Here is a 19723-nt window from a genome sequence, read left to right as displayed (position 1 = left end):
TCAGCCCTCCGGCGACGGGGGGCTGACGTGCATCTGGATCGCGTAACGATCCCCGCGGTAGAGCGACCGGCCGAACTCCACGACCTTTCCCATGTTGTCCACCGAGATGCGCTCGATCAGGAACGCCGGGCTGTCCTCCGCGACTTCGAGCCGCTTCGCCTCGGCGTCGGTCAGCCGGGCGATGGTGACCGTCTGCCGCGCCGATTCCAGCCGCACCCCGAAGACGCGGCCCAGCACCTCGTACAGCGAGTCATCGCGCCCCATCACCGCCGGCAGGTTGGGGAACCGCGCCGCGGCGAGGTTGGTCCGCTCCAGCGCCATCGGGATGCCGTCCGCGGTACGGATCCGCTCGATGTAGTGGGTCGGCTCGCCCGGGTCGATGTCGAGGCTGGCGGCGACGGCGCGGGTGGCCGGGCGGGTACGGGCGCGGTACGACTTGGCGCCCGGTGTCATGCCGCGCATCCGCATGTCCTCGCTGAACGAGCGGAAGATCTCCGAGTGGGTCAGCGTGGGGTGCTGCACGAAGGTGCCGCGCCCGGGCACCCGCCGGACCATTCTCTTCGCCTCCAGCGCGTCGATGGAGCCCCGGACGGTCATCCGGGCGACGCCGAACCGTTCGGCGAGGACCCGTTCCGAGGGAAGCAGCGCGCCGTCCCGCGAGCTCAGGACCATAGCGGTGAGCACGTCTCTGATGTGCTCACCCTTGCCGCGGTTGTGCTCCGCCAGCAACGATTCAAGCGCCCCGTCGCTCGGCTCGTGTCGCCTCCTTGGCACGGACCCGATCCCCTTTCCCCGCAGTTGGAGCCATCCTACGGGCAGCTTCCGGCCCACCGTTGACTCGCTGCAACCCGTTGACCTCCGGTCTATACCAGTATTACGCTCGGCCCGTCCGCCAGGTCTGGAGGGTGGCGGCCACGACGATCGGAGACGAGATGCCCAGAAGATTCGGTGTGATAGGGGTGGTCGCGACACTCGCCGTCACCCTCGCCGCCTGCGCGCCGGGCGACAGCGGGGACGGTGGTGGCGACGCCGTCAACCTGAAGGTCTGGGGCTGGCGGCAGGAGGACGTCGCGGCGTACAAGAAGATCTTCCAGATCTACGAGAAGGCCCACCCGGGCGTGACCGTGGAGTACGTCCCCTACAAGAACACCGAGTACGACACGATCCTCAAGACCGGGCTCACCGATGCCAACGGCCCCGACGTCGCGCAGCTGCGCTCCTACGGACTGCTCCAGCCGCTGGTCGGCTCCGGCAGCCTGGTGCCCCTCGACGACCAGGTCGACAAGCTGAGCGGGTTCCCGAAGCCGATCCTCGACGGTGCGAAGGGCGAGAAGGACGGGCGCGTCTACGGCGTTCCGTTCGCGATCCAGACGCTGCACGTCATCTACAACAAGAAGATCTTCGCCGACAACGGCATCGCCGCCCCCACCACCTGGGCGGACATGATCGCGGGCTTCGACAAGCTCAGCAAGGCCGGCGTCACCCCGCTGGCGAACACCGTCACCGACAAGTGGATGCTGCCGATCGAGCAGGAGATCTTCGGAGCCACCACGTACGGTGGCCCCGACTACCTCACCAAGATGCTCAACGGCTCGGCGAAGTTCACCGACGCGCCCTGGGTGAAGTCGCTGGAGACCTGGAAGAGCACCCAGAAGTACTGGCCGGCGCAGGCGTCCGGGGTGAACTACAGCGACGCGCAGGCCCTCTTCACCTCCGGCCGGGCCGCCATGTTCCCCGGCGGCGTGTGGGAGCTCGCCGGGTTCAAGAAGGCCAACCCCCAGCTCGACATGGGCATCTTCAACGTGCCGCCGGCGCCCGGCGCGGCGGTCGACAAGACCCTGGTGCCCGGCTACGTCGACGGGTCGTTCGGCGTCTCGGCGAAGTCCCGCCACCGGGACGCGGCGCTGGACCTCGTGCGGTGGATGGCGACGGAGGAGTTCGGCAAGGCGCTGTCCAACGAGCTTCAGCAGATCTCCCCGGTACCGGGCGTCGAGCCGCAGGACGAACTCCTGGCGCAGGCACTCAAGGGGTACCAGGCGAACCCCAGCCCGTACGTCACCTACGCGTACTTCTCCGGCGGCACACCCACCGCCTGGGACCTCGCCTCCGAGGCGTTCTCCGACTACGTCCTCAGCCGAAGCAACGCCGCCGACACGGCCGCACACATCCAACGAGGGGTCGATCAGTGGTTCCGGCCCAAGAACTGACGGTCCGTCCTGCCCGGCGGTCACGCCGCCGGGCGGGACGGGTCTCGGCAGGGTGGATCACGACCTTCTGCCTGCCGGCGTTCGCGCTCTACGGCCTCTTCCTCGTGGTGCCGCTCGTCACCGCCTTCTACTACGGGCTGTTCCGCTGGGACGGCACCCGACAGGGGGAGTTCGTCGGGATCGGCAACTACCGGGAGATCCTCACCCGCTACCCGCTGAACGACGAGATCCCCGCCGCGCTCGGACACAACGTGCTCTTCTTCGTCGGCACCATGGCGATCCAGAACACCATCGGGCTCGGCCTGGCGGTGCTCCTGCACCGTAACCCCTGGGGCAAGCGGCTGTTCCAGACGCTCTTCTCGCTCCCGTACCTGATCAGCCCGCTGATCGTCGGGTACATCTGGTCGCTGTTGCTGAGCCCCACCTTCGGCCCGATCAACTTCGCGCTCAGCGCGGTCGGCCTGGACTCCTGGGCGCGCCCGTGGCTCGGCGAGCCGGACCTCGCACTGCCGGTACTGATCCTGGTCAACGCCTGGCAGTGGATCGGCGGACCGATGCTCATCTTCGGCGCCGCTCTGGCCGGTATTCCCCAGGAGTTGGAGGAGGCGGCCGCGATGGACGGCGCGTCACCGACCCGGGCGTTCTGGAGCATCCGGTTCCCACTTCTGATGCCGGCGGTCGGAGTGATCACCGTGTTGACGTTCATCGGATGCTTCAACATCTTCGATCTCGTCTACGCGCTGGGCGGTTCCGACGGCGGGCCCGGCGGCGCCATGGACGTGCTGGGTCTGCTCTACTACCGGACCGCCTTCCAGGGCGGCAGCAACGCGATCGGAGAGTCGTCGGCGTTGGCCATGCTGATCTTCGTGCTCATCTTCGGCGTCTCCCTGGCCCTCGAGCGGGCGCTGCGCCGCCGGGAGGTCCACTAGATGTCTACCACCCTTCGTGCCGCCCCCCGCCGGGCATGGAAGGTCGGAGCCGGGACCGTACGTCCGCGCGGCAGCCGCCAGCGTTCGCTGTGGCACGGCGCGGGCAGCCAGCTCCTCCTGTGGACGTACGCCGCGATCGCCTTCGGCCCGCTGCTGCTGGTGCTGATCGGCTCGCTCCGGCCCAACGCGGAGATCCTCCGGGCGCCGGTCGGCCTGCCCAGTTCGTTCGACCTGAGCAACTACACCCGCGCGTGGCAGACCGCGTCGATCTCGACGTACTTCGTCAACTCCCTCACCGTCACCTGCGCTTCCGTGGCGTTGTGCGTCAGCGTGTCGGCGATGGCCGCCTACGCCCTGGCCAGGTGGAGGTTCCGGGGCCGCGCCCTGCTGGCGGCGTTCTTCCTGTCCGGGTTGATGATTCCCGCGAAACTCGGCCTGCTGCCGGTGTTCTACATGTTCCAGTCGATGGGTCTGATCGACAGCCGGATCGGGCTGGTGCTGCTCTACGCGGCGAGCGGAATCCCGTTCTCGGTCTTCGTGATCATGGGCTTCATGCGGGGACTGCCCGGTGAGCTGGAGGAGGCCGCGCGGATCGACGGGGCGAACGAGGGCCGGTTGTTCGTGTCGGTCGTCCTGCCCCTGATGCGGCCGGCGCTCGCGGTGGCAACGGTCTTCCAGTTCGCGCCGACCTGGAACGACTTCTTCTACCCGTTGGTGCTGCTGCGCAGCGGCGACAAGTACACCATCCCGGTCGGACTGACCCGGTTCTTCGGCGAGTTCGCCGCCGACCGCGGCACCCTGTTCGCCGGACTCGTGATCGCCCTGGTACCGCTGGCCGTGGTGTTCGCACTCGCGACCAAGCAGATTGTGGCAGGGCTGACCGCAGGGATGTCGCGATGACCACGACGATCACCATCGACGGCGGCAAGTCGGAACTTCGGCTGCTGCTGCGTACCCCGGCGGGCCGCCAGATCGGCGTCGGCCCGGGCTTCTCCTACCAGCCGGACGAGGACGGCGTCGACCGGATACTGGCCGCCGTTCGTGGCGCCGCGGCGACGATCACCCTCCCCGCACGGGTGGCCGGCGTGGTAGCCGGCCTGACCGGCGTACCGGGGGAGCACGCCGAACGCCGGCGGCTGGCCCTCGCCCTCGAGCGGCAGTTCGGCGGCCGGGCCGTGGTCGTGGAGGACAGCATCCTCGCGCACGCCGGCGCTCTCGGCGGTCCCGGCGTACTGCTGTGCGTCGGGACCGGGACGACCGTGCTCGCGGTGGACACCGACGGCGACCACGCCCGGCTCGACGGATGGGGACCCCACCTCGGTGACCGGGGCAGCGCGTACGCCATCGGACTGGCCGGAATGCGCGCCGCCACCGCGTCGCACGACCAGGTCGGGCCGGCAACGGCACTGGCCGACCGTCTCGTCACCGCGCTCGGCGGTATCGACCTGGCGGCGCTGCAGCGTTACTACCGGGACCCCGCCGTGGTCGCCCGTACCGCGGCCTTCGCCCGCGACGTGCTCGACGCGGCCGCGCAGGCCGACCCGGTGGCGGGACGGATCTGCGCCCAGGCCGCGGCCGATCTCGCCGATGCGGCGCAGGTGGCAGCCGTCCGGCTCGGCCTCAGCGGGGCAGCCCGGCGGGTGTCCTTCAGCGGACGGCTGCTAGCCCTGGGGAACGCGCTCCACCAGGCGCTGGCGGCTGAACTCGAGGCCAGGGGGCTGTCCCTGGTCGCCCCCAGAGCGGAGCCGCTCGATGGCGGTCCGGCGCTGCTGAGCGGTGTCGACCCCTACGCACGCCTGCTGGCGAGCCACGGAATCGGTGGCGACGCATGAGGGTCGGACACGGCATGGTGCGGCTCGAGGTCGTGCCCGGAGAACCCATGGGTGGCTACGCCGACCGCTCCGACGGCGTCCAGAACGTGCTCGACCCGCTGGAGGTCCATGCCGTCACGTTCGCCGACGACGGCCACCGGTTCGCGCTGGTGGTCGCGGATCTGATCTGCGTCAATGCCGATGTCGTCGAGCGGATCCGGAGCGCCATGCGGGACATCGGCGTGCAGTCCTGCTGGGTCGCCGCCACCCACACCCACGCGAGTCCCGAGGCGGGCTGCAGCCCCGGCGGCGAGGCCACGCCACGGCACCTCGCCGACCGGCTCGAAGCCGCGTCGCTGGCGGCCGCACGGTCCGCCATGGAGTCCGAGCGCGCCGCCAGACTCGGCTGCGTCCGCACACTGGTTCCCAAGCTGGCCGGTCGCCGTAACGTCGCCGACGCGGGCCCGCTGGACATTCCCGTCGACACCCTCACGGTCACCGCGGGTGCCGACGTGGTGGGGCTGGTCGTGATCTCTCCGGTCCACCCGACCATTTTTCCCGCCGACAACAACCATGTGAGCGCGGACCTGAACGGCGGCATCCGCCGGGCGCTGTCCGCACCAGGCAGGTGGGTGGTCGTCGCCACCGGTGCCGCCGGCGACATCAGTACCCGGCAAACGCGTCAGGGGCGGGGGCTCGACGAGGTGGATCGGCTCGGGGCCTGGTTGGCCGACCGGGTCCTACCGGTGCCGCCGCACGTCGGCGGGGGCACCCCGACGCCGGTACGGCCGCCGATCTCGCGAACCGTCACACTCGCCCCCAAGCAGCCCGCGGAGCTCGACGTAGCCCTGCGGCAGACGCCGCTGCCGGTGGGCAAGGACGAACGCATCCGCTGGGTCCTGCAACAGGGGAGGCGGATCGCGGAGGAGCAGGCGGCCCGCCGTCGCACCGAACCGTACGTCGTCGACGTGGAGGCGGTGGACCTCGACGGGGTCACGGTCGTGGCCGTTCCCGGCGAGCTGTTCCTGGAGCTGGGCGAAACGATCCGTTCGGCAGCACCCGACCAGGTGGGGGACATCGTGGTCCTCGGCTATGCGAACGGCTACCTCGGCTACCTACCCGCCCGCGACACGCAACCCTGCTACGAAACCTATGTCAGTCCGGTCACCGCGGGCAGCGGCGAGATCGTCGTCGAGGCTGCCGTCGAAGCCGCCGTCGAAGCCGTCGGCGACCGTGAACATCCCAGGAGGATCAGTGCCTGAGCCGGCCTACGCCACCATCGCCCGGAACGCACTCGAACAGGTTCTGGCCACGGAGCTGGACGCCATCGAGGCCGCAGCCGGGCTCGTCGCCGACGCCATCGCCGCCGGTGGCGTCCTACAGGCGTTCGGGACCGGTCACTCGCGGATCGTCACCCTCGAACTCGCCGGGCGTGCCGGTGGGCTCGCCGCCGTCAGCATGCTGGCGGTCAAGGATCTCGTGATGTTCGGCGGCGTCGACCCGGGGCCGATCCTCGACCCGACGTACGAGCGCGAGTCCGGTCTCGCCGAGCAGATCTACCGCCTCGCCGCACCCTCCGAGCACGACGCCTTCCTCATCGTCTCCAACTCCGGCATCAACGCCGCCGTCATCGAGATGGCGACGCTGGCCCGCGACCGCGCGCATCCGATCGTGGCAGTCACCTCGCTCGCCCACACGCGCTCGGCCGGTGCACGTTCCACCCAGGGACCGCATCTCGCTGACCTGGCGGATGTGGTGATCGACAACCACGCGCCGGCGGGAGACGCGGCACTGGAGATCACCCCAGGAGTTCGGACAGGGGCGGTTTCGTCGTTCACCGGAGTCCTCATCGCGCAGCTCCTCACCGAACTGGTCTGCCGCCGGCTGTTGGCCCGCGACATCGACCCGCCCGTCCACGTGTCCGCGAATCTTGCTCAGGGCGACGCGCACAATCGCGGCCTCTATGAGCGGTACCGGGATCAGGTTCGGCCGATCGAACCCTGATCCGCCCCGGACGAAGGCTTCCAGGCGTCGGGGGAGAAGTTTCGTCGGGGAAGTCCTAGTTGTGTCGGCCTGGAGCGCGGTGCCTGCGTTGCCGCTGGTCCGTTTCTTCAGGCCGCTCCCCGAACCCGCCGTGCGCGTCTCCGCGCAACGGGCTCTCCACGGTTGCTGTCGTCCGGCGTTGTCGGGTGCAGAACAGGGGTTGGGGATCGCGCGGCGCCGGTAGCGGGGTCACGGGGATGGCCACTATTGGTCGATGCTCGGTCCCGTCCGCGGTGATGTTCCGGTCGGTGGTGGAGGCGATGGTCGCGGATCCGGATGGGGCGCAGACGACGCATCTTGACTCCGGTCTATACCAGTATTAGCGTCTGCCGCATCTGCCCGGACGCGCGGGTGGCCCTGGGCACCGAGTGCACGCCCCGCCAGCCCGCGTCGCGATTACCGACTCGATGAGGAGCAGGGCTGATGGCTGCTAGACAAAGTACGAACCGACGGGCATGCATGGCTGCACTCCTGGTGGCTTGTCTCGCGGCCGGGGGAGTCGTCCTGTCGCCGGTTACCGCAGCGGCGCCGGCTTCACCCCGGGCTGCGTCCGGGCCGTCAGCTGGAGACGCCATGCCTGACGGGCCAATCGGTCGTCCAGACCAGCCGGCGTTCCCCGAGGGATACGTCCAGCGCGTCCAGGCGGCCCTGCGGCAAGGGGCCGACACATGGGGTGAGCAGCTCATGGCGCTGCCTGACGGCCCGACGATGGCAAACATGCGGGACCTTCTCGTACCGGCCAACCACGGCGACGACTTCTGGCACGACACCCGGTGGAACAACCTTCCATTGACATACCCGATGCCGGACCTCAAGAACTTCAGCGCGCAACGGGACTTCAGCTTCCACTTCACCGACGGCAGCCAGATCAACTCGGACTTCGCCGACGGGCGGACTCGGCAGTGGGTCAAGTTCTACGTCGGCGACGGGACCGAACTCTACGGGTCGGCCGAGACCAGGCTTGACGAGCCGACGCTCGCCGATGGCTACCAGCCGGTGCTGCAGAACCGCTACACCGATCGCCAGGGACGGACCTATGAACGGGAGTCCTATGTCACCCGGTTCTCCGGCTCCGCTCGGCTCATGAGCATGATCCGCTTCATCGTCCGGCCGGGGAACTCCGGCCAGACGTCGGCCACGCTTCGCGTCAATCTGAACGGCATGTACGTCGCCGGGGCCGTGGCTGCCGAGAACAACCTCAAGGTGGGCGACAAGCTCGCGCTCGCCTACAGTGGCCAGGCTGCGTGGAGCGCACCGGATCTGACCTACACCCTCGACCTCAGCAAGGGCCCGGCGGAGGTCCACCTGCTCATGATGAACCAGCCCCAGGCGCTCGGGACGGTCGTCATGGACAGCAGCGGCTACGACGCCAGGCGGGCACAGATGATCGCCTACTGGAAGGGCCAGCTCGACACCGGCAGTGGGGTGCAGATTCCGGAGAAGTACGCCGCCGACGCCATGCGGTCCATGCTGCTGACCAACCTCGTCATGGGCTACAACCTCACGATCGGCAACGGCTACGAGCTGCCCGACGACCCGAAGTTCGCATGGATCCCCGAGGTGGTGGCCACGGTGGGGTCGCTCGGCGACTTCGGCTACGCGCCGCGCACCCGGCAGACGATGGACGAGTTCCTCGTCCGGGGGCAGTACCTTGACGGGTTCACGACCTGGGAGCGGGGCATCAAGCTCCAGGCGGCCGCGAGGTACCACCTCCAGACCGGGGACTCCGGACTCATCACGGCCCACCTGGCCACCTTCAAGGCGTGGCTCAACGACATCGCGGCCCAGCGGAGCAACGACCCCAACGGGCTGCTCGCCAAGACGAGCCTCTATTCCGACAACAGCGCACGGGCTCACGGCATCCACCACCAGGCAGACGTGTGGCGTGGCCTGCGCGACATGGGTGTCGTCCTGCGTCTCATCGGCCACCCCGACGACGCGGCCGCCTTCACCGCACAGGCAGACGGGCTACGCGCCGCGACCCTCGCCGCGATCGATCGGAGCAAGACCCAGTTGCCCGACGGCTCGGTCTTCGTGCCCGTTGCGCTGCTCGAGCCGAACGACTTCGACCCAGCCGGGATGATCACGAACTCACCGCAGGGCAGCTACTGGAACCTCATCATGCCGTACGCCCTGGGCAGCGGCTTGATCGATCTCAACAGCCCTGTCGGGCAGGGGCTGACGACCTTCCTCAACAAGCATGGCGCCACGTTCCTCGGGCTCACGCGGTTCAATCTCAGCGGTGAGCCGGTCGAGGCGTGCCAGACCCGCCCTGCTGGCCCGTGGCCCGCAGCGGACGGTTACCGCTCGAGTGGCGTCGACCAGCAGTACGGCTGGTCCTACCTCAAGTATCTCGACCAGATCGGTGATGCCGACCGGATCGGGCTGACGTTCTACGGCATGCTCGCCCAGGGCTTCACCCGCAACACCTTCATCGGGGGCGAGGGCGAAACCGTCGCGCCGTGCCCGATGGAGTACTACCGCTCCCAGTTCCGGGCACCCCTGTCACCGAACAACGCCACGTACCTCAAGGCGCTGCGGGGGATGCTCGTCAACGAGACCCTCGACGCCGCGGGTGTGCCGACCGAACTCGACCTCGCGCCGGCAACGCCCAAGCCGTGGCTGTCCGACGGCCAGACGGTCGGGGTCACCAAACTGCCGACCTTGTTCGGCCCGGTGACCTACACCATCACCTCGGCCGTTGCCCGGGGCACGATCGAAGCCACCGTGACGCCCCCGCCCACCGCGGCGGGTCGCCCCGGGCTCCAGCGGGTCAAGCTGCATCTACGACTGCCGGCCGGCTACCGGCTGGAGGCCGCGACCGCCAACGGCGCGGCAGTCGCCGTCGAGGGCGACGCCGTGACGGTACCGGGCACAGGGACGACGACCGTTCGAGCTGCGGTGTCGCGCGTTCAGGTGGGCCAACTGTCCCGGGCGCAGGTCGTTGCGACCGATCTGGCGACCATGGTTGCCCCGGGGACGACGACTGATCTCGGGATGCTCGTCGAGATGTCCGGGACCGCGGTCGTCCAGGGCCGGATCTCGGTGGACCTTCCGGACGGATGGACGCCACCGTCCGAGCAGATCCTGTTCACCCGCAACGCCAAGAACGGGCTCGCTTGGCAGCAGGTCCGTACGCGCGTCTCGGTCCCGGAGAATGCGGCGCCGGGTGACTACCGGATCGTCATGACCGCCCGCCCGGATGGCGGGGAGCCGAGGGCGTTCACCACGACCGTGACGGTGGCCAGGCCGGCTCCCGGGACCTACGCCGACCTGGTGCGGGCCGACGGCGCCGTCGGTTACTGGCGGCTCGACGACAGCGGGGCGACAGTGCTCGACAGGTCCGGGCACGGCAACAACGGGGTCGTCCGGGGATCCGTGGTCCAGGGCCAGCCGGGGCCGCTGGCCGATGGGAACAGCCGGTCGATGAGCCTTGAGGGCGGCTACATCGAGGTACCCGACTCGGCAAGCCTGAGCCTGACCGGCCCCTATGCCCTGGAGGCATGGGTCTACGTCCGGGAGGGCGGCGACCAGGGCGTGCTGGAGAAGTACGACTCGCCCGCCCGTGACGGGTACCTCCTGCGCCTGGGTGCGAAGAACCGGCCGGCGGCGATGAACCTCTCGGACTCCCTGTCCACCACCGGTCCGGTCGGTTCCCCCGTGCTGCAGTGGGGCTGGCACCACCTGGTGTCCGTCTTCGACGGCTCGACGCTCAAGGTCTATCTCGACGGCACCGAGCGCGCCTCCGTGCCGATCAGCCGGGTGCCGACCGACGGGGCTGCCTCGCTGAAGATCGGGGCACGAGGGGATGACGCGGCGAACCGCTTCGGCGGATGGATGTCCGAGGTCGCCGTCTACGATCGCGCGCTCACCCCGGACAAGGTGAAGGCCCACTACGTCAAGGGTGTGACGGTCGTGAGACGGTGAAGCCTGTCGATCAGCCGACCTCGGTCGTACTGTCGTAGAGGCGGATCTGGTGGCCGGTAGGGCCGGCACCCACCCTTCGGGTTGGCCGATGGCGTCCCGGATCGGCTCGGTGGTCGCCACCCCCACCGAGAACAAGGTGTTCATGCCGTGCTGCGCAACGATCGGATGTGCGTCAGGAGGCCGTACATGCAGCCGGCCGAGTCCGACCGGAAGGGGATCTCAGTGCCGTACCGGTGCGCGTCCGGGGTCTGCGCGAGGGCGGCGTCGCGGACGGTGATGTGGTCCGCGGTGGTGTTCGACCCGGCCCGACCCCGACGCAATAGCCCGGTCAGCGCCTCTCGGGTGTTGTCCAGGACGCAGAACAACGGGTGGTAGCCGTAAGGCCGGTCCGGGGCGCCCCGCAGCATTGCCGCTGTGGGTTTCCCCGGGTCGGCGTCCGCTGCCTGCTGGTAGTCGTCGGGCACCGCCACGTCGGTTGTGCAGGTCAGCTTCGGCTTGCGCCTGGCAGGGGGCGGCCAGTCGGGTGAGCAGGTCGTTCCATGCCGTGGCGGGCATGCCGGCCACGACAGGGCGAACCAGGTGGGACAGGTCCACGGCTGTCGGGCCCGATGTGCCGACGTGCACGTGAGCGGCCCCGCCACCCGGTGAGACGTCGTGACCGCGGACCCAGGTCAATTCAAAATCATGATTACCGGCCTGGTTGGAGTCATTGACGAAGTTCGCTGGTCTAGTCCAGTATTTCATTGGCCGATGCGTGCCTGCCGCGCGCCACGGCCTCCAGTCACGATCCTCAAGTTCCTAGGAGTACGTCCATGCGAAACGGCTACCCTCGGGGACGCTGGCGCTTTCCACGCACGGTGGCCGGCTGTGCGCTCGCCTCGCTGCTCGGCGTGGTCGGGCTGTTGGGCTCGCCGTCCACGGCCAGCGGCGCCGCAGCCACCCCGCCTCTCAATCCACAGCCACGGGAGCTGTCCGTCACCGGGACCCCGCTCGACCTGCCGGCCGCTCTGACAATCGTCCGTGGCGCTTCCGCGGACCAGCCGGCCGTTGACGCCGTGGTGGCCGCTTTCGCCGCACACAAAACCAGGGTCACCCTCACCGAGACCGATCCCGGCGCCGGAACAACCGTCTACGTCGGGGGAGCGCGGGAGACGCCCGCCAGCGCGGCGGCCCTGAACGCAGTCGGTGTCACCGCCCCGAGTACCCTGCCGGATCAGGGTTATCTACTGGCCACCGGGACGGACTCCGGCGGCAGGCAGCGGGTCGTGCTCTCCGGCGGCGACAAGGTGGGCACCTTCTACGCCGCACAGACCCTGAGACAGCTCCTCACGTCGGATGCCTCTGGCGCAGAGATCGCGCGGGTCACGATCAAGGACTGGCCAGCCTTCTCGTTCCGCGGTGGTATGGACTCGGCCAACCCCCCACCACCAGGGGTGGCCTTGTGGACGAAAGCTGACCGGCTGGAACAGGTGGAGGTCCTCGCCCGCAACAAGATGAACCGCTTCTTCTACGGGCCCGCGGCTGACCCACGCACGGGCGGCAGCGGCAGCGGCAACTGGCGGACCCCGTACACGGACGCCGAACTTGGCGATCTACGAGAAGTCGTCACCAAGGCCAACCGCCTGCACGTCGCGTTCGTATACCGGATCTCACCCGAGATGCCACTCGACCAGGCCAACGGCATCTGCCACTCCTCCGCCAAGGAGCGCAGCACGCTGCTCTCCCGGCTCGACCAGCTGCGCCAGATCGGAGTCAGGCACTTCGTCATCGCCTGGGACGACGTCTTCCCGACGCGGCCGTTCTCCTGCTCCACCGACACCGGCACATACGGAACCGGGGTCACGGCGTGGGCCCGGGCGCAGGCCGACGTTACGAACTTCGTCCAGACACAGTTCATCAGCACCCACGCCGACATGGGCCAGCTGTACACCGTCAGCAGCGAGTACGCCGGGATGGCGGTCAGCAGCTACCGCACCGAGTTCGACACTCGGCTCGACACCGCAGTGGGCGTGTACTGGACCGGACCCGAGGTGCTGTCTCCGCGTATCACCAAGAAGAATCTCGACGACGCGCAGTTGGCGTTCCCCCGGCACCGCCTCGCCATCTGGGACAACTTCCCGGTCAACGACCAGGTCTGGGACCGGCTCCAGATGGGCCCGCTGGTCGGGCGTGAGCCCGCGCTCTCGGCTGCCCCAGGAATCCTGTTCAACGAGATGACCCAGCAGGGCCCCTCTCAGCTGCCCCTGCTCACGGCCGCCGACTTCGCCTGGAATCCGGCACAGTACCAGCCAGAGAACTCCTGGTCCCGCGCCGTCAACACCCTCGGTGGGCCGAAGGCCAGCCAGCTCCGAACCTTCGCGGAGATCAACCGCTCGTCCGTCATCGACCACACCGACTCGGTGGCGTTGGCGGACGCCATCAGAAGCTTCCGCCACGCCCTCCGTACCGGAACCGGGGTGGACGGCACCGCCGCCGCACTCAGACAGAGGCTCGCTGATCTCAAGACGGCCAGCAACGACCTGCAGGCCATGCAAACCAGCCTGACAACCCAGGCGAAGCCGTGGCTACAGCAGACGGTGCGACTCGTGGACGCGGCGACCCGCGCCGTGGATCTCCTGGCCGCCGAGCGCGCCGGACAGACCACCGTCGCGAACAACCTTCGCCAGGAGATCCGTAACCTCCTTCCCGCCATCGCCGCCCACCCCGAGTCGGTGGCACACGGCGTCCTCCACCCCCTGGCGACCTTCGCGCTGCGCCGGGGCATCGACCGGGTGGATCTGAGCGGCGACGGGCGCTCCGATGTCCTGGCCGTGACGGGAAACGGCACGCTGAACGCGTACGAGAACCTGCGCACCACGGTGAACTGGCCGGAGCTGGGTGCCACCCAGACGGTGGGGCAGGGATGGTCGGCCTCTCAGCTGCCCATCATCGGTGATCTTGACGGTGACCGGCTCGCGGACCTGCTCACGGTTACCAGCACCGGAGCCTTGGTGCAGTTCAGGAACACCGGGTCCTTCACGGGTGGCATGTTCGCCGCGGGCGTCCAGGTCGGCGGTGGCTGGCAGGGGACGTTGGCGGTGCACCTGGCCGACCTCGATGACGACGGGCGCGCCGACCTGCTGGGGGTGTTCCCGGACGGCACGCTCAAGGCAATCCGCAACACCGGCATGAACAACGGTGCGGTCACCTGGGGTCCGGCCGTCTCGGCGGGCCAGGGGTGGAGCACCGCCGAGCTTCCCTTCGTCGGTGATCTCACGGGTGATGGACGAGCCGACCTGATGTCCATCAAGTTCGATGGATCGCTGTGGCACTTCTTGAACACCGGCAGCTTCGGCGGAGGTATGTTCGCCGCGGGCCAACGGGTCGGTGAGGGCTGGACCGGTTACCTGGCCATGCACGTCGTCGACCTCGATGGTGACGGACCTGCGGATGTGCTCGGCGTGCTGGCGGACGGGACGCTTGCCGCCTTCCGCAACCAGGGTGTGACGAACGGGCTGGTCGGCTTTGGAGCCCGAGCTTCTGTGGGCCAGGGCTGGAACGCCAACATGCTGCCCTACCCGACCGATCTGAGCGGGGACGGCCGCGCCGACCTGGTCTCGATCAACGGTGCGGGTCGGCTCATCACGAACATCAATGCGGGTCGTTTCACGAGCGGATTGATGTTCCCGACGGCGGCGGCACACGGCCCAGGATGGGGAGGGACCTTTTTCCTTCGCTGACGGGGCCGCCCCAGTTGGCCATCGGCCGACAATGCCGGCGAGTTCCCGTGTGGTGGCGCGGCACCGGCTGGCCGGGGTGGCGGGGTACAGCTCGAGCGAGCTGTACCCCGCAGTCGACAGAAGGAGCAGATAGCCTGAAAAGTGACCCCTACCGGCCGGACACCTCGATGTCTGTCAGGAACTCGTGGTGGACTTTCTCGTGGGTGTCGGGGCTGACGTTACCCAGACGGCTGTGCCGGCGGCGAGGGTTGTAGAAGCCCTCGACATAGGAGACGACGAGTTGTCCGGTCTCAGGGGGCACTTCGCGCGGTCGCTTCGCTTACCGTCACGGCCACGCTGCCGCGCCGCTGCGGCGCGGGTTGAGCCGCGCTGGCACACTCGCCGCATGACAAGACCCACCATCCGGGCCGAAGTCGAGTCGGGTGCCACGTACGACGACCCGGCCGAGGAACTGCTGCTGGATCTCGCTGAGCGGGTCCACTCGACGGGCGAGGAGTTCCTGGTTGTCCATCGCACTGACGCCCCCGGCGGGCAGACCTACATCCAGTGCGCCGAGATCAGGGACGACGACGGGAGGTGGCGTCTGGTCGTCGAGTACCGCGACGGCGGGCCGGACCGCCACTTCCGGGCGTACGCCGGCGAACTGGACGTGCTCCAGTCGGTCATCACCGGTTGGGCGGCCGGCCGGCCCGACTGGCGCGGCGGCCTCGAATGGGAGCGGCTCACGTTCGATCAATGAGACGCCCGCGAACCCGACACAACCGGACCATTCAAGGTCTTTAGCGGTATGGAGCAATGCCCGAAGCCCCATAGAATGGCGTGGTGGGCGAATCGGACCGTGAGCCGGTCCCGTGGACACAGGTACACCTGACTACTCGACGCTCGGCTCTCGGGGAGAGGATCGTCACCACCTCGGCGCTCGGCGGCACGGTCATCGGGATCGGCATCTTCATCGCGAACAGCGATGCGTGGTGGCAGACGCTGCTCCTGGTCGTGACCGGCTTGATCCTGTCGGTGATCGGGCTCAGTGCGTGGTTCTCTGCGGGCCTGGCGGCCGAGGCCACCGAGAAACTGCAGGCCTCCGGGGTCAGAGCACGCGCCGAGATCCTCTCAGCGGAGGAGGAGCACGGCGGCGATGACATCGTGTATCGGCTGGAGCTGCGCATCGTTCCGTCCGGAGCCGAGGCGTTCGAGGTTGCGCACCGATGCACGAAACACGTCTGCAGGCAGGCTGCCAAGCAGACTCCTCCGGTCTACCTGACTGCCCTGGTCGGCCCCGATGATCGCACCTGGGGCGTCGTGCACCCCTGAGCGCACGCGCAGGGCCGGCGGGGTGGCTGCCTGAGTCAGTCGGCCACGCGCCGACCGGCACTCGCGGGGATCCTCGTGGCCGCCGACGCGGGTGTCCACCTGATCGGTCAAGGACGGCATGGGCACGGTGCAACACAACGCGTGGCGGCTGCGGCAACACCGCAATCATCGCTATCCTGTCGCGGCAGCCGACCGGCTGACCTCTATCGCCAACAGCGAAGCCACGTGAGGCAGTGCGTTGGCAGCGGCGGTTGACTCCCGGGAGACCCATGGTGAGCGACATGGAACTGCGGCATCTCCGCCGCTGTATCGAGTTGGCCGTCGAGGCTCTGGAAGAGGGCGACGAGCCGTTCGGCTCGGTGCTGGTCGACGCCGACGGGACCGTCCTCGCCGAGGACCGCAACCGGGTGGCGGGCGGCGACCGGACCCGCCACCCGGAGTTCGAGCTGGCCCGCTGGGCCGCGGCGAACATGTCCCCTGAACAACGAGCGCAGGCGACCGTCTTCACCTCCGGCGAGCACTGCCCCATGTGTGCTGCGGCGCACGGCTGGGTGGGTCTCGGCCGGATCGTGTACGTGGCTTCTTCCGAGCAGTTGGCGGGCTGGCTGACCGAGATGAACGTGCCCCCGCCACCCGTGCGGTCTCTGCCGATCCGGGACATCGCTCCCAACGTCGTGGTGGAAGGGCCCGTGCCTGAGCTCGCCGCGCAGGTGCACGACCTGCACCGCCGCTACTACGGCGCACGCTGAGGCGCGTCTCCACCCGATGCCGCCGCAGCGGTCCGGGCGGCTGCACGCAGGCTCAACGGGCGCTGACTCTCGAGGCCAGCATCACCGGTGCGTCGGACAAGCTCCGTCAGGTGCGGGCCTGGGTGACCGCCGATGGTGGTGCCACCTGGATCGAGGTCGACGTGTCGCCTGGGAGCAAGGGCGGGTACGCCTTCGTCGCACCGCGCACGGCGCTGGTCGCGGGTGGCTTCCTCGGCTTCCGCATCACCGCCGAGGACGCCGGCGGCGCCTCGATCGACCAGTCGCTGCCCCGGGCCATTCCGGTCAAGGGCTGACGACCTGTGGGCCCCTCCCGCCGACCGGTGGGAGGCGCCCACTACGCATGACGCCGTGGCGCACCGAACGCCCCGCGCCCGCCGCCGCGGCTCCGACCGGCGAAACCGCACCCCCGATCCGAGCTTGCAACCGGTCCACTCCGCATGTCATCGGTCGACATCGACATCCGTCACAGGCGGACCAACGAAACCGAACCGAAATCGGTTCTCCTGCTGCCGTCGCGGTACTCAGCGCGGAGTCGCGGTGGCGGAGACGGCGTTGGCGACGGCCACCCGAACCGGGTCGGGGTTCGCCCAGCTCCAGTTCGGGTGGGCACGGTTCGTCAGGAGGACCAGGACCATCCGGCGGTCCGGGCGGACTACCAGGGAGGTGCCGGTGAAGCCGGTGTGCCCGAAGGTGCGGGGGCTGCTGAGCCGGCCCATGAACCAGGGCTGGTCGAGCACGACGCCGAGGCCGTGCGCGGAGGTGCGGTTGGGTCGTTCCGGGTCGACGGCGGGCAGGCCGGTGTTCACGTTGGTGAGCATCTGTCGGGTGATCTCTTCGGACAGGATCCGGGTGCCGTTGTGGATGCCGCCGTTGAGCAGCAACTGCCCGATGACGGCCACCTCGGCGGCGGTGCTGAAGATGCCGGCGTGGCCGGCGATTCCTCCCATGTGGTTGGCGACGTCGTCGTGTACCACGCCGCGGAGCAGCCCTCGGGGGGACCGCGCGTCGGTGGCGACGAGTCGGCTCGCCTGATCTGAGGCGCTGAGCCAGGTCTTGGGGTTGAATCCGGTGTCCTTCAGGCCGAGTGGCCCGGTCAACCCGGTTGTGAGGGCTTGGTCGAGCCGCTGTCCGGTGACCTTTTCGACCAGGAATGCGAGGACCATCAGGCCGACGCTGGAGTAGCGGAAGACCGTGCCGGGGGTTGCGCCGCTGACCAGGGGGGTGGCGAGGACCGCCGCCCGGCGGGCCGCGTCGTCGGGCAGGCCGGCGACTTTGGCTCCGACGGGTAGGCCGCTGGTGTGCGTCAGCAGCATGGCGACGGTGACCCTGGTCTTGCCCGTGCCCGTGAAGCCCGGGAGGTATTCGGCCACGGGCGCGTGGAGATCGAGCCGTCCCTTGTCGACCTGTTGTAGCGCGAGGATCGCGGTGTAGACCTTGGTGATCGAGGCCAGGTCGAAGATCGAGTCGGGCCGCATCGCGACCTGCTTCGACTCGGGCAGCAGCACCGGGCCTGCGCCGTAGCGCAGCGCCTTGCCGACCCGCGCCCGCGCCGTGGTGGTGCCGTTCACCTGGCAGAGCGCGACCGCGCCCGCGTACGCCGGATGCTCGGGGTTGGCGCTGGTCGGGACGAGGTGGCGGTCGAGTTCGCGGAGCAGCCTGCGGTCGGCGGACGTCACGTGGGTGCCGGTGGTGGCTGGCGTAGCGGCCCGCGGAGCCGTGGCCCGTCCCGCTGCGGGCCGTGGCGACGCGGCCGAGGGGCCGGGTCCGGTGGTCGGGCCGGAAGTGGCCGAACGGACCACCTCGCGACAGCCGGCGAGGGTGGCGGCGGCTGCCGCGAGACCGGCGCCGAGCACGGTGCGGCGGTGCAGTGACATGCGCGGCATCATGGCAGTTCTACGCGACCGGATCCATCCTGCCCGGCCGCTCCGTCCCTTCGGGCGGCGTGCCGCGGGCTGGCTGCGGTCAACTGCGACGGAACCAGGGGGCGGCGGTGGTGTCGTTCTTGTAGAAGCTGATCAGCGCTTGGGCGACCTTTTTCCGGCCGGAGGTGCTGGGGTGCACGCCGTCGCTCTGGTAGTCAGCGCAGGACCACTCCAGCCCGTCGCTGCGCCCCGGCACGCCGCCCACCACGTCGTCCGCGCCGAGCCCGTCCGCCCACAGATACGGGCCCCAGGCCAGCCATGGAGCCGGGGCACCGCTGCCGGCGTACGCCAGTCGAGGATCTCCGGCGATCTGGTCCTCGATCAGCCACTTGACGGCAAACGCCTGCTCGTAGGCGCCGGTGCCGCGGGTCGCGGTGGAGTCGTCACCGTAGGTGCGGCTGGACAGGTGGACGATTCGCAGGTTCGGGTACCTGCTCCGGGCGATGGTGACGATGCTGCGTAGGGAGTCCCGTAGCTTCTGCGCCCCGCTGGGGAACGCGCCCAGCCCGTCCCCGGCGAACTGCTGCTTCAGCCAGACTGTCTGCACCTGGGCTGGGGTGACCCCGGCCTGCCTCAGCCGGTCGTTGAGGATCTGCCAAGTGGTGCTGTTCGGGTCAGCCCAGTCGGTCGCAGCACGCCCGCCCTGGGCTCCGTCGACCATCACCAACCGGGGGTTGATGGTGGTGTCACCTGCCGCCGCCTGCATGAACGCCTGGAACTCCTGGGTGGTGTTCGACATGCCGATCGAGGCGAACACGATCCGGCCGTTGGTCGGGTCGGCGGCGCCCGCCGCGTCGCGCGGGACGACCTGGGTGGCCGCCAGGGATCGCCCCGCCGAGTCGTGTGCGGCCGGGCGGGCGTTGACGCCACCCGGGTAGAGCCCGCCCTGCGCACCGAGGTACGTGCCGGTACGCAGGTCCGGCAGCGGCGTGCGACCGGTGTGGGTACGCGTGCAGTCGGATGCCTGTGCAGCGGTGGGTGGACCGGCAACCGCCAGTCCGGCCGCCAGCACCAGGATGCCCAGGGCCGCCGACACCGATCGGCCGCGTGGTCGGTCCTGCCACGAGATGAGTCTCATCCGCTC

The 19723-nt window shown here is 69.3% G+C and carries 17 protein-coding genes; 12 read left to right on the top strand and 5 right to left on the bottom strand.

Annotated elements, in window-relative coordinates; all coding sequences use genetic code 11:
* Nucleotides 1-774, bottom strand: coding sequence for a GntR family transcriptional regulator (locus AB0G14_RS08555; RefSeq protein ID WP_357695119.1), 774 nt, complete (start codon nucleotides 772-774; stop codon nucleotides 1-3).
* 158 nt (nucleotides 775-932) lie between these two features.
* On the opposite strand from AB0G14_RS08555, the gene AB0G14_RS08550 reads away from it, so the two are divergent.
* The 7 genes from AB0G14_RS08550 to AB0G14_RS08520 all read left to right on the top strand — a co-directional run bounded on the left by AB0G14_RS08550 (nucleotide 933) and on the right by AB0G14_RS08520 (nucleotide 10917).
* Nucleotides 933-2207 (top strand): extracellular solute-binding protein, encoded by a 1275-nt coding sequence (locus AB0G14_RS08550; protein ID WP_357695117.1) that lies wholly within the window; start codon nucleotides 933-935, stop codon nucleotides 2205-2207.
* Entirely contained in the window at nucleotides 2186-3136 is a 951-nt protein-coding gene (locus AB0G14_RS08545) for a sugar ABC transporter permease (protein ID WP_357695115.1), read from the top strand. Before AB0G14_RS08550 ends, AB0G14_RS08545 begins: the two co-directional genes overlap by 22 nt.
* The gene (locus AB0G14_RS08540) at nucleotides 3137-4036 is read left to right on the top strand and encodes a carbohydrate ABC transporter permease (protein ID WP_357695113.1); all 900 of its coding nucleotides are present in this window, start codon (nucleotides 3137-3139) and stop codon (nucleotides 4034-4036) included.
* Nucleotides 4033-4968 carry a BadF/BadG/BcrA/BcrD ATPase family protein gene (locus AB0G14_RS08535; RefSeq protein ID WP_357695111.1) on the top strand — a complete coding sequence of 312 codons (936 nt, stop codon included), beginning with the start codon at nucleotides 4033-4035 and terminating at the stop codon, nucleotides 4966-4968. The genes AB0G14_RS08540 and AB0G14_RS08535 overlap by 4 nt, the downstream gene beginning before the upstream one ends.
* Entirely contained in the window at nucleotides 4965-6209 is a 1245-nt protein-coding gene (locus AB0G14_RS08530; RefSeq protein ID WP_357695109.1) for a hypothetical protein, read from the top strand. The genes AB0G14_RS08535 and AB0G14_RS08530 overlap by 4 nt, the downstream gene beginning before the upstream one ends.
* A complete protein-coding gene (locus tag AB0G14_RS08525; RefSeq protein ID WP_357695108.1) occupies nucleotides 6202-6951 on the top strand; it encodes an SIS domain-containing protein in 750 nt (249 codons plus the stop codon). Before AB0G14_RS08530 ends, AB0G14_RS08525 begins: the two co-directional genes overlap by 8 nt.
* A 756-nt stretch (nucleotides 6952-7707) precedes the next feature.
* A complete protein-coding gene (locus AB0G14_RS08520) occupies nucleotides 7708-10917 on the top strand; it encodes a LamG-like jellyroll fold domain-containing protein (protein ID WP_357695106.1) in 3210 nt (1069 codons plus the stop codon).
* Nucleotides 10918-11057: 140 nt separating this feature from the next.
* On the opposite strand, the gene AB0G14_RS08515 is transcribed toward AB0G14_RS08520, so the two are convergent.
* Nucleotides 11058-11387: a hypothetical protein gene (locus AB0G14_RS08515; RefSeq protein WP_357695192.1), complete on the bottom strand. Its 330-nt coding sequence runs from the start codon at nucleotides 11385-11387 to the stop codon at nucleotides 11058-11060.
* Nucleotides 11388-11729: 342 nt separating this feature from the next.
* Between AB0G14_RS08515 and AB0G14_RS08510 the strand changes: the two genes are divergently transcribed.
* Nucleotides 11730-14636 (top strand): beta-N-acetylglucosaminidase domain-containing protein, encoded by a 2907-nt coding sequence (locus AB0G14_RS08510; protein ID WP_357695104.1) that lies wholly within the window; start codon nucleotides 11730-11732, stop codon nucleotides 14634-14636.
* 148 nt (nucleotides 14637-14784) lie between these two features.
* Here AB0G14_RS08510 and AB0G14_RS08505 read toward each other — a convergent pair whose 3' ends face one another.
* Nucleotides 14785-14937 carry a hypothetical protein gene (locus tag AB0G14_RS08505; protein WP_357695102.1) on the bottom strand — a complete coding sequence of 51 codons (153 nt, stop codon included), beginning with the start codon at nucleotides 14935-14937 and terminating at the stop codon, nucleotides 14785-14787.
* Nucleotides 14938-15021: 84 nt separating this feature from the next.
* On the opposite strand from AB0G14_RS08505, the gene AB0G14_RS08500 reads away from it, so the two are divergent.
* The 4 genes from AB0G14_RS08500 (at nucleotide 15022) to AB0G14_RS08485 (ending at nucleotide 17010) form a co-directional block, all read left to right on the top strand.
* Nucleotides 15022-15375, top strand: a complete 354-nt coding sequence (locus AB0G14_RS08500; RefSeq protein WP_357695100.1) for a hypothetical protein — start codon at nucleotides 15022-15024, stop codon at nucleotides 15373-15375.
* Between the two features lie 83 nt (nucleotides 15376-15458).
* Nucleotides 15459-15947 carry a hypothetical protein gene (locus AB0G14_RS08495; RefSeq protein ID WP_357695098.1) on the top strand — a complete coding sequence of 163 codons (489 nt, stop codon included), beginning with the start codon at nucleotides 15459-15461 and terminating at the stop codon, nucleotides 15945-15947.
* Nucleotides 15948-16228: 281 nt separating this feature from the next.
* On the top strand, nucleotides 16229-16696 hold the full coding sequence (locus AB0G14_RS08490) for a nucleoside deaminase (protein ID WP_357695096.1): 468 nt from the start codon (nucleotides 16229-16231) through the stop codon (nucleotides 16694-16696).
* A gap of 122 nt (nucleotides 16697-16818) precedes the next feature.
* Nucleotides 16819-17010: a hypothetical protein gene (locus AB0G14_RS08485; protein WP_357695094.1), complete on the top strand. Its 192-nt coding sequence runs from the start codon at nucleotides 16819-16821 to the stop codon at nucleotides 17008-17010.
* A 228-nt stretch (nucleotides 17011-17238) separates the two neighbouring features.
* Here AB0G14_RS08485 and AB0G14_RS08480 read toward each other — a convergent pair whose 3' ends face one another.
* Together AB0G14_RS08480 and AB0G14_RS08475 are read right to left on the bottom strand one after the other, a co-directional pair.
* Nucleotides 17239-18591, bottom strand: a complete 1353-nt coding sequence (locus AB0G14_RS08480; protein WP_357695092.1) for a serine hydrolase domain-containing protein — start codon at nucleotides 18589-18591, stop codon at nucleotides 17239-17241.
* Between the two features lie 88 nt (nucleotides 18592-18679).
* Complete coding sequence (locus tag AB0G14_RS08475) at nucleotides 18680-19717, bottom strand: hypothetical protein (protein WP_357695090.1); 1038 nt, start codon at nucleotides 19715-19717, stop codon at nucleotides 18680-18682.
* Nucleotides 19718-19723 lie beyond the last annotated feature (6 nt).

Source organism: Micromonospora sp. NPDC023814, from assembly GCF_040639595.1.
GTDB lineage: Bacteria > Actinomycetota > Actinomycetes > Mycobacteriales > Micromonosporaceae > Micromonospora.
This window is presented reverse-complemented; position numbering and strand designations above follow the sequence as displayed.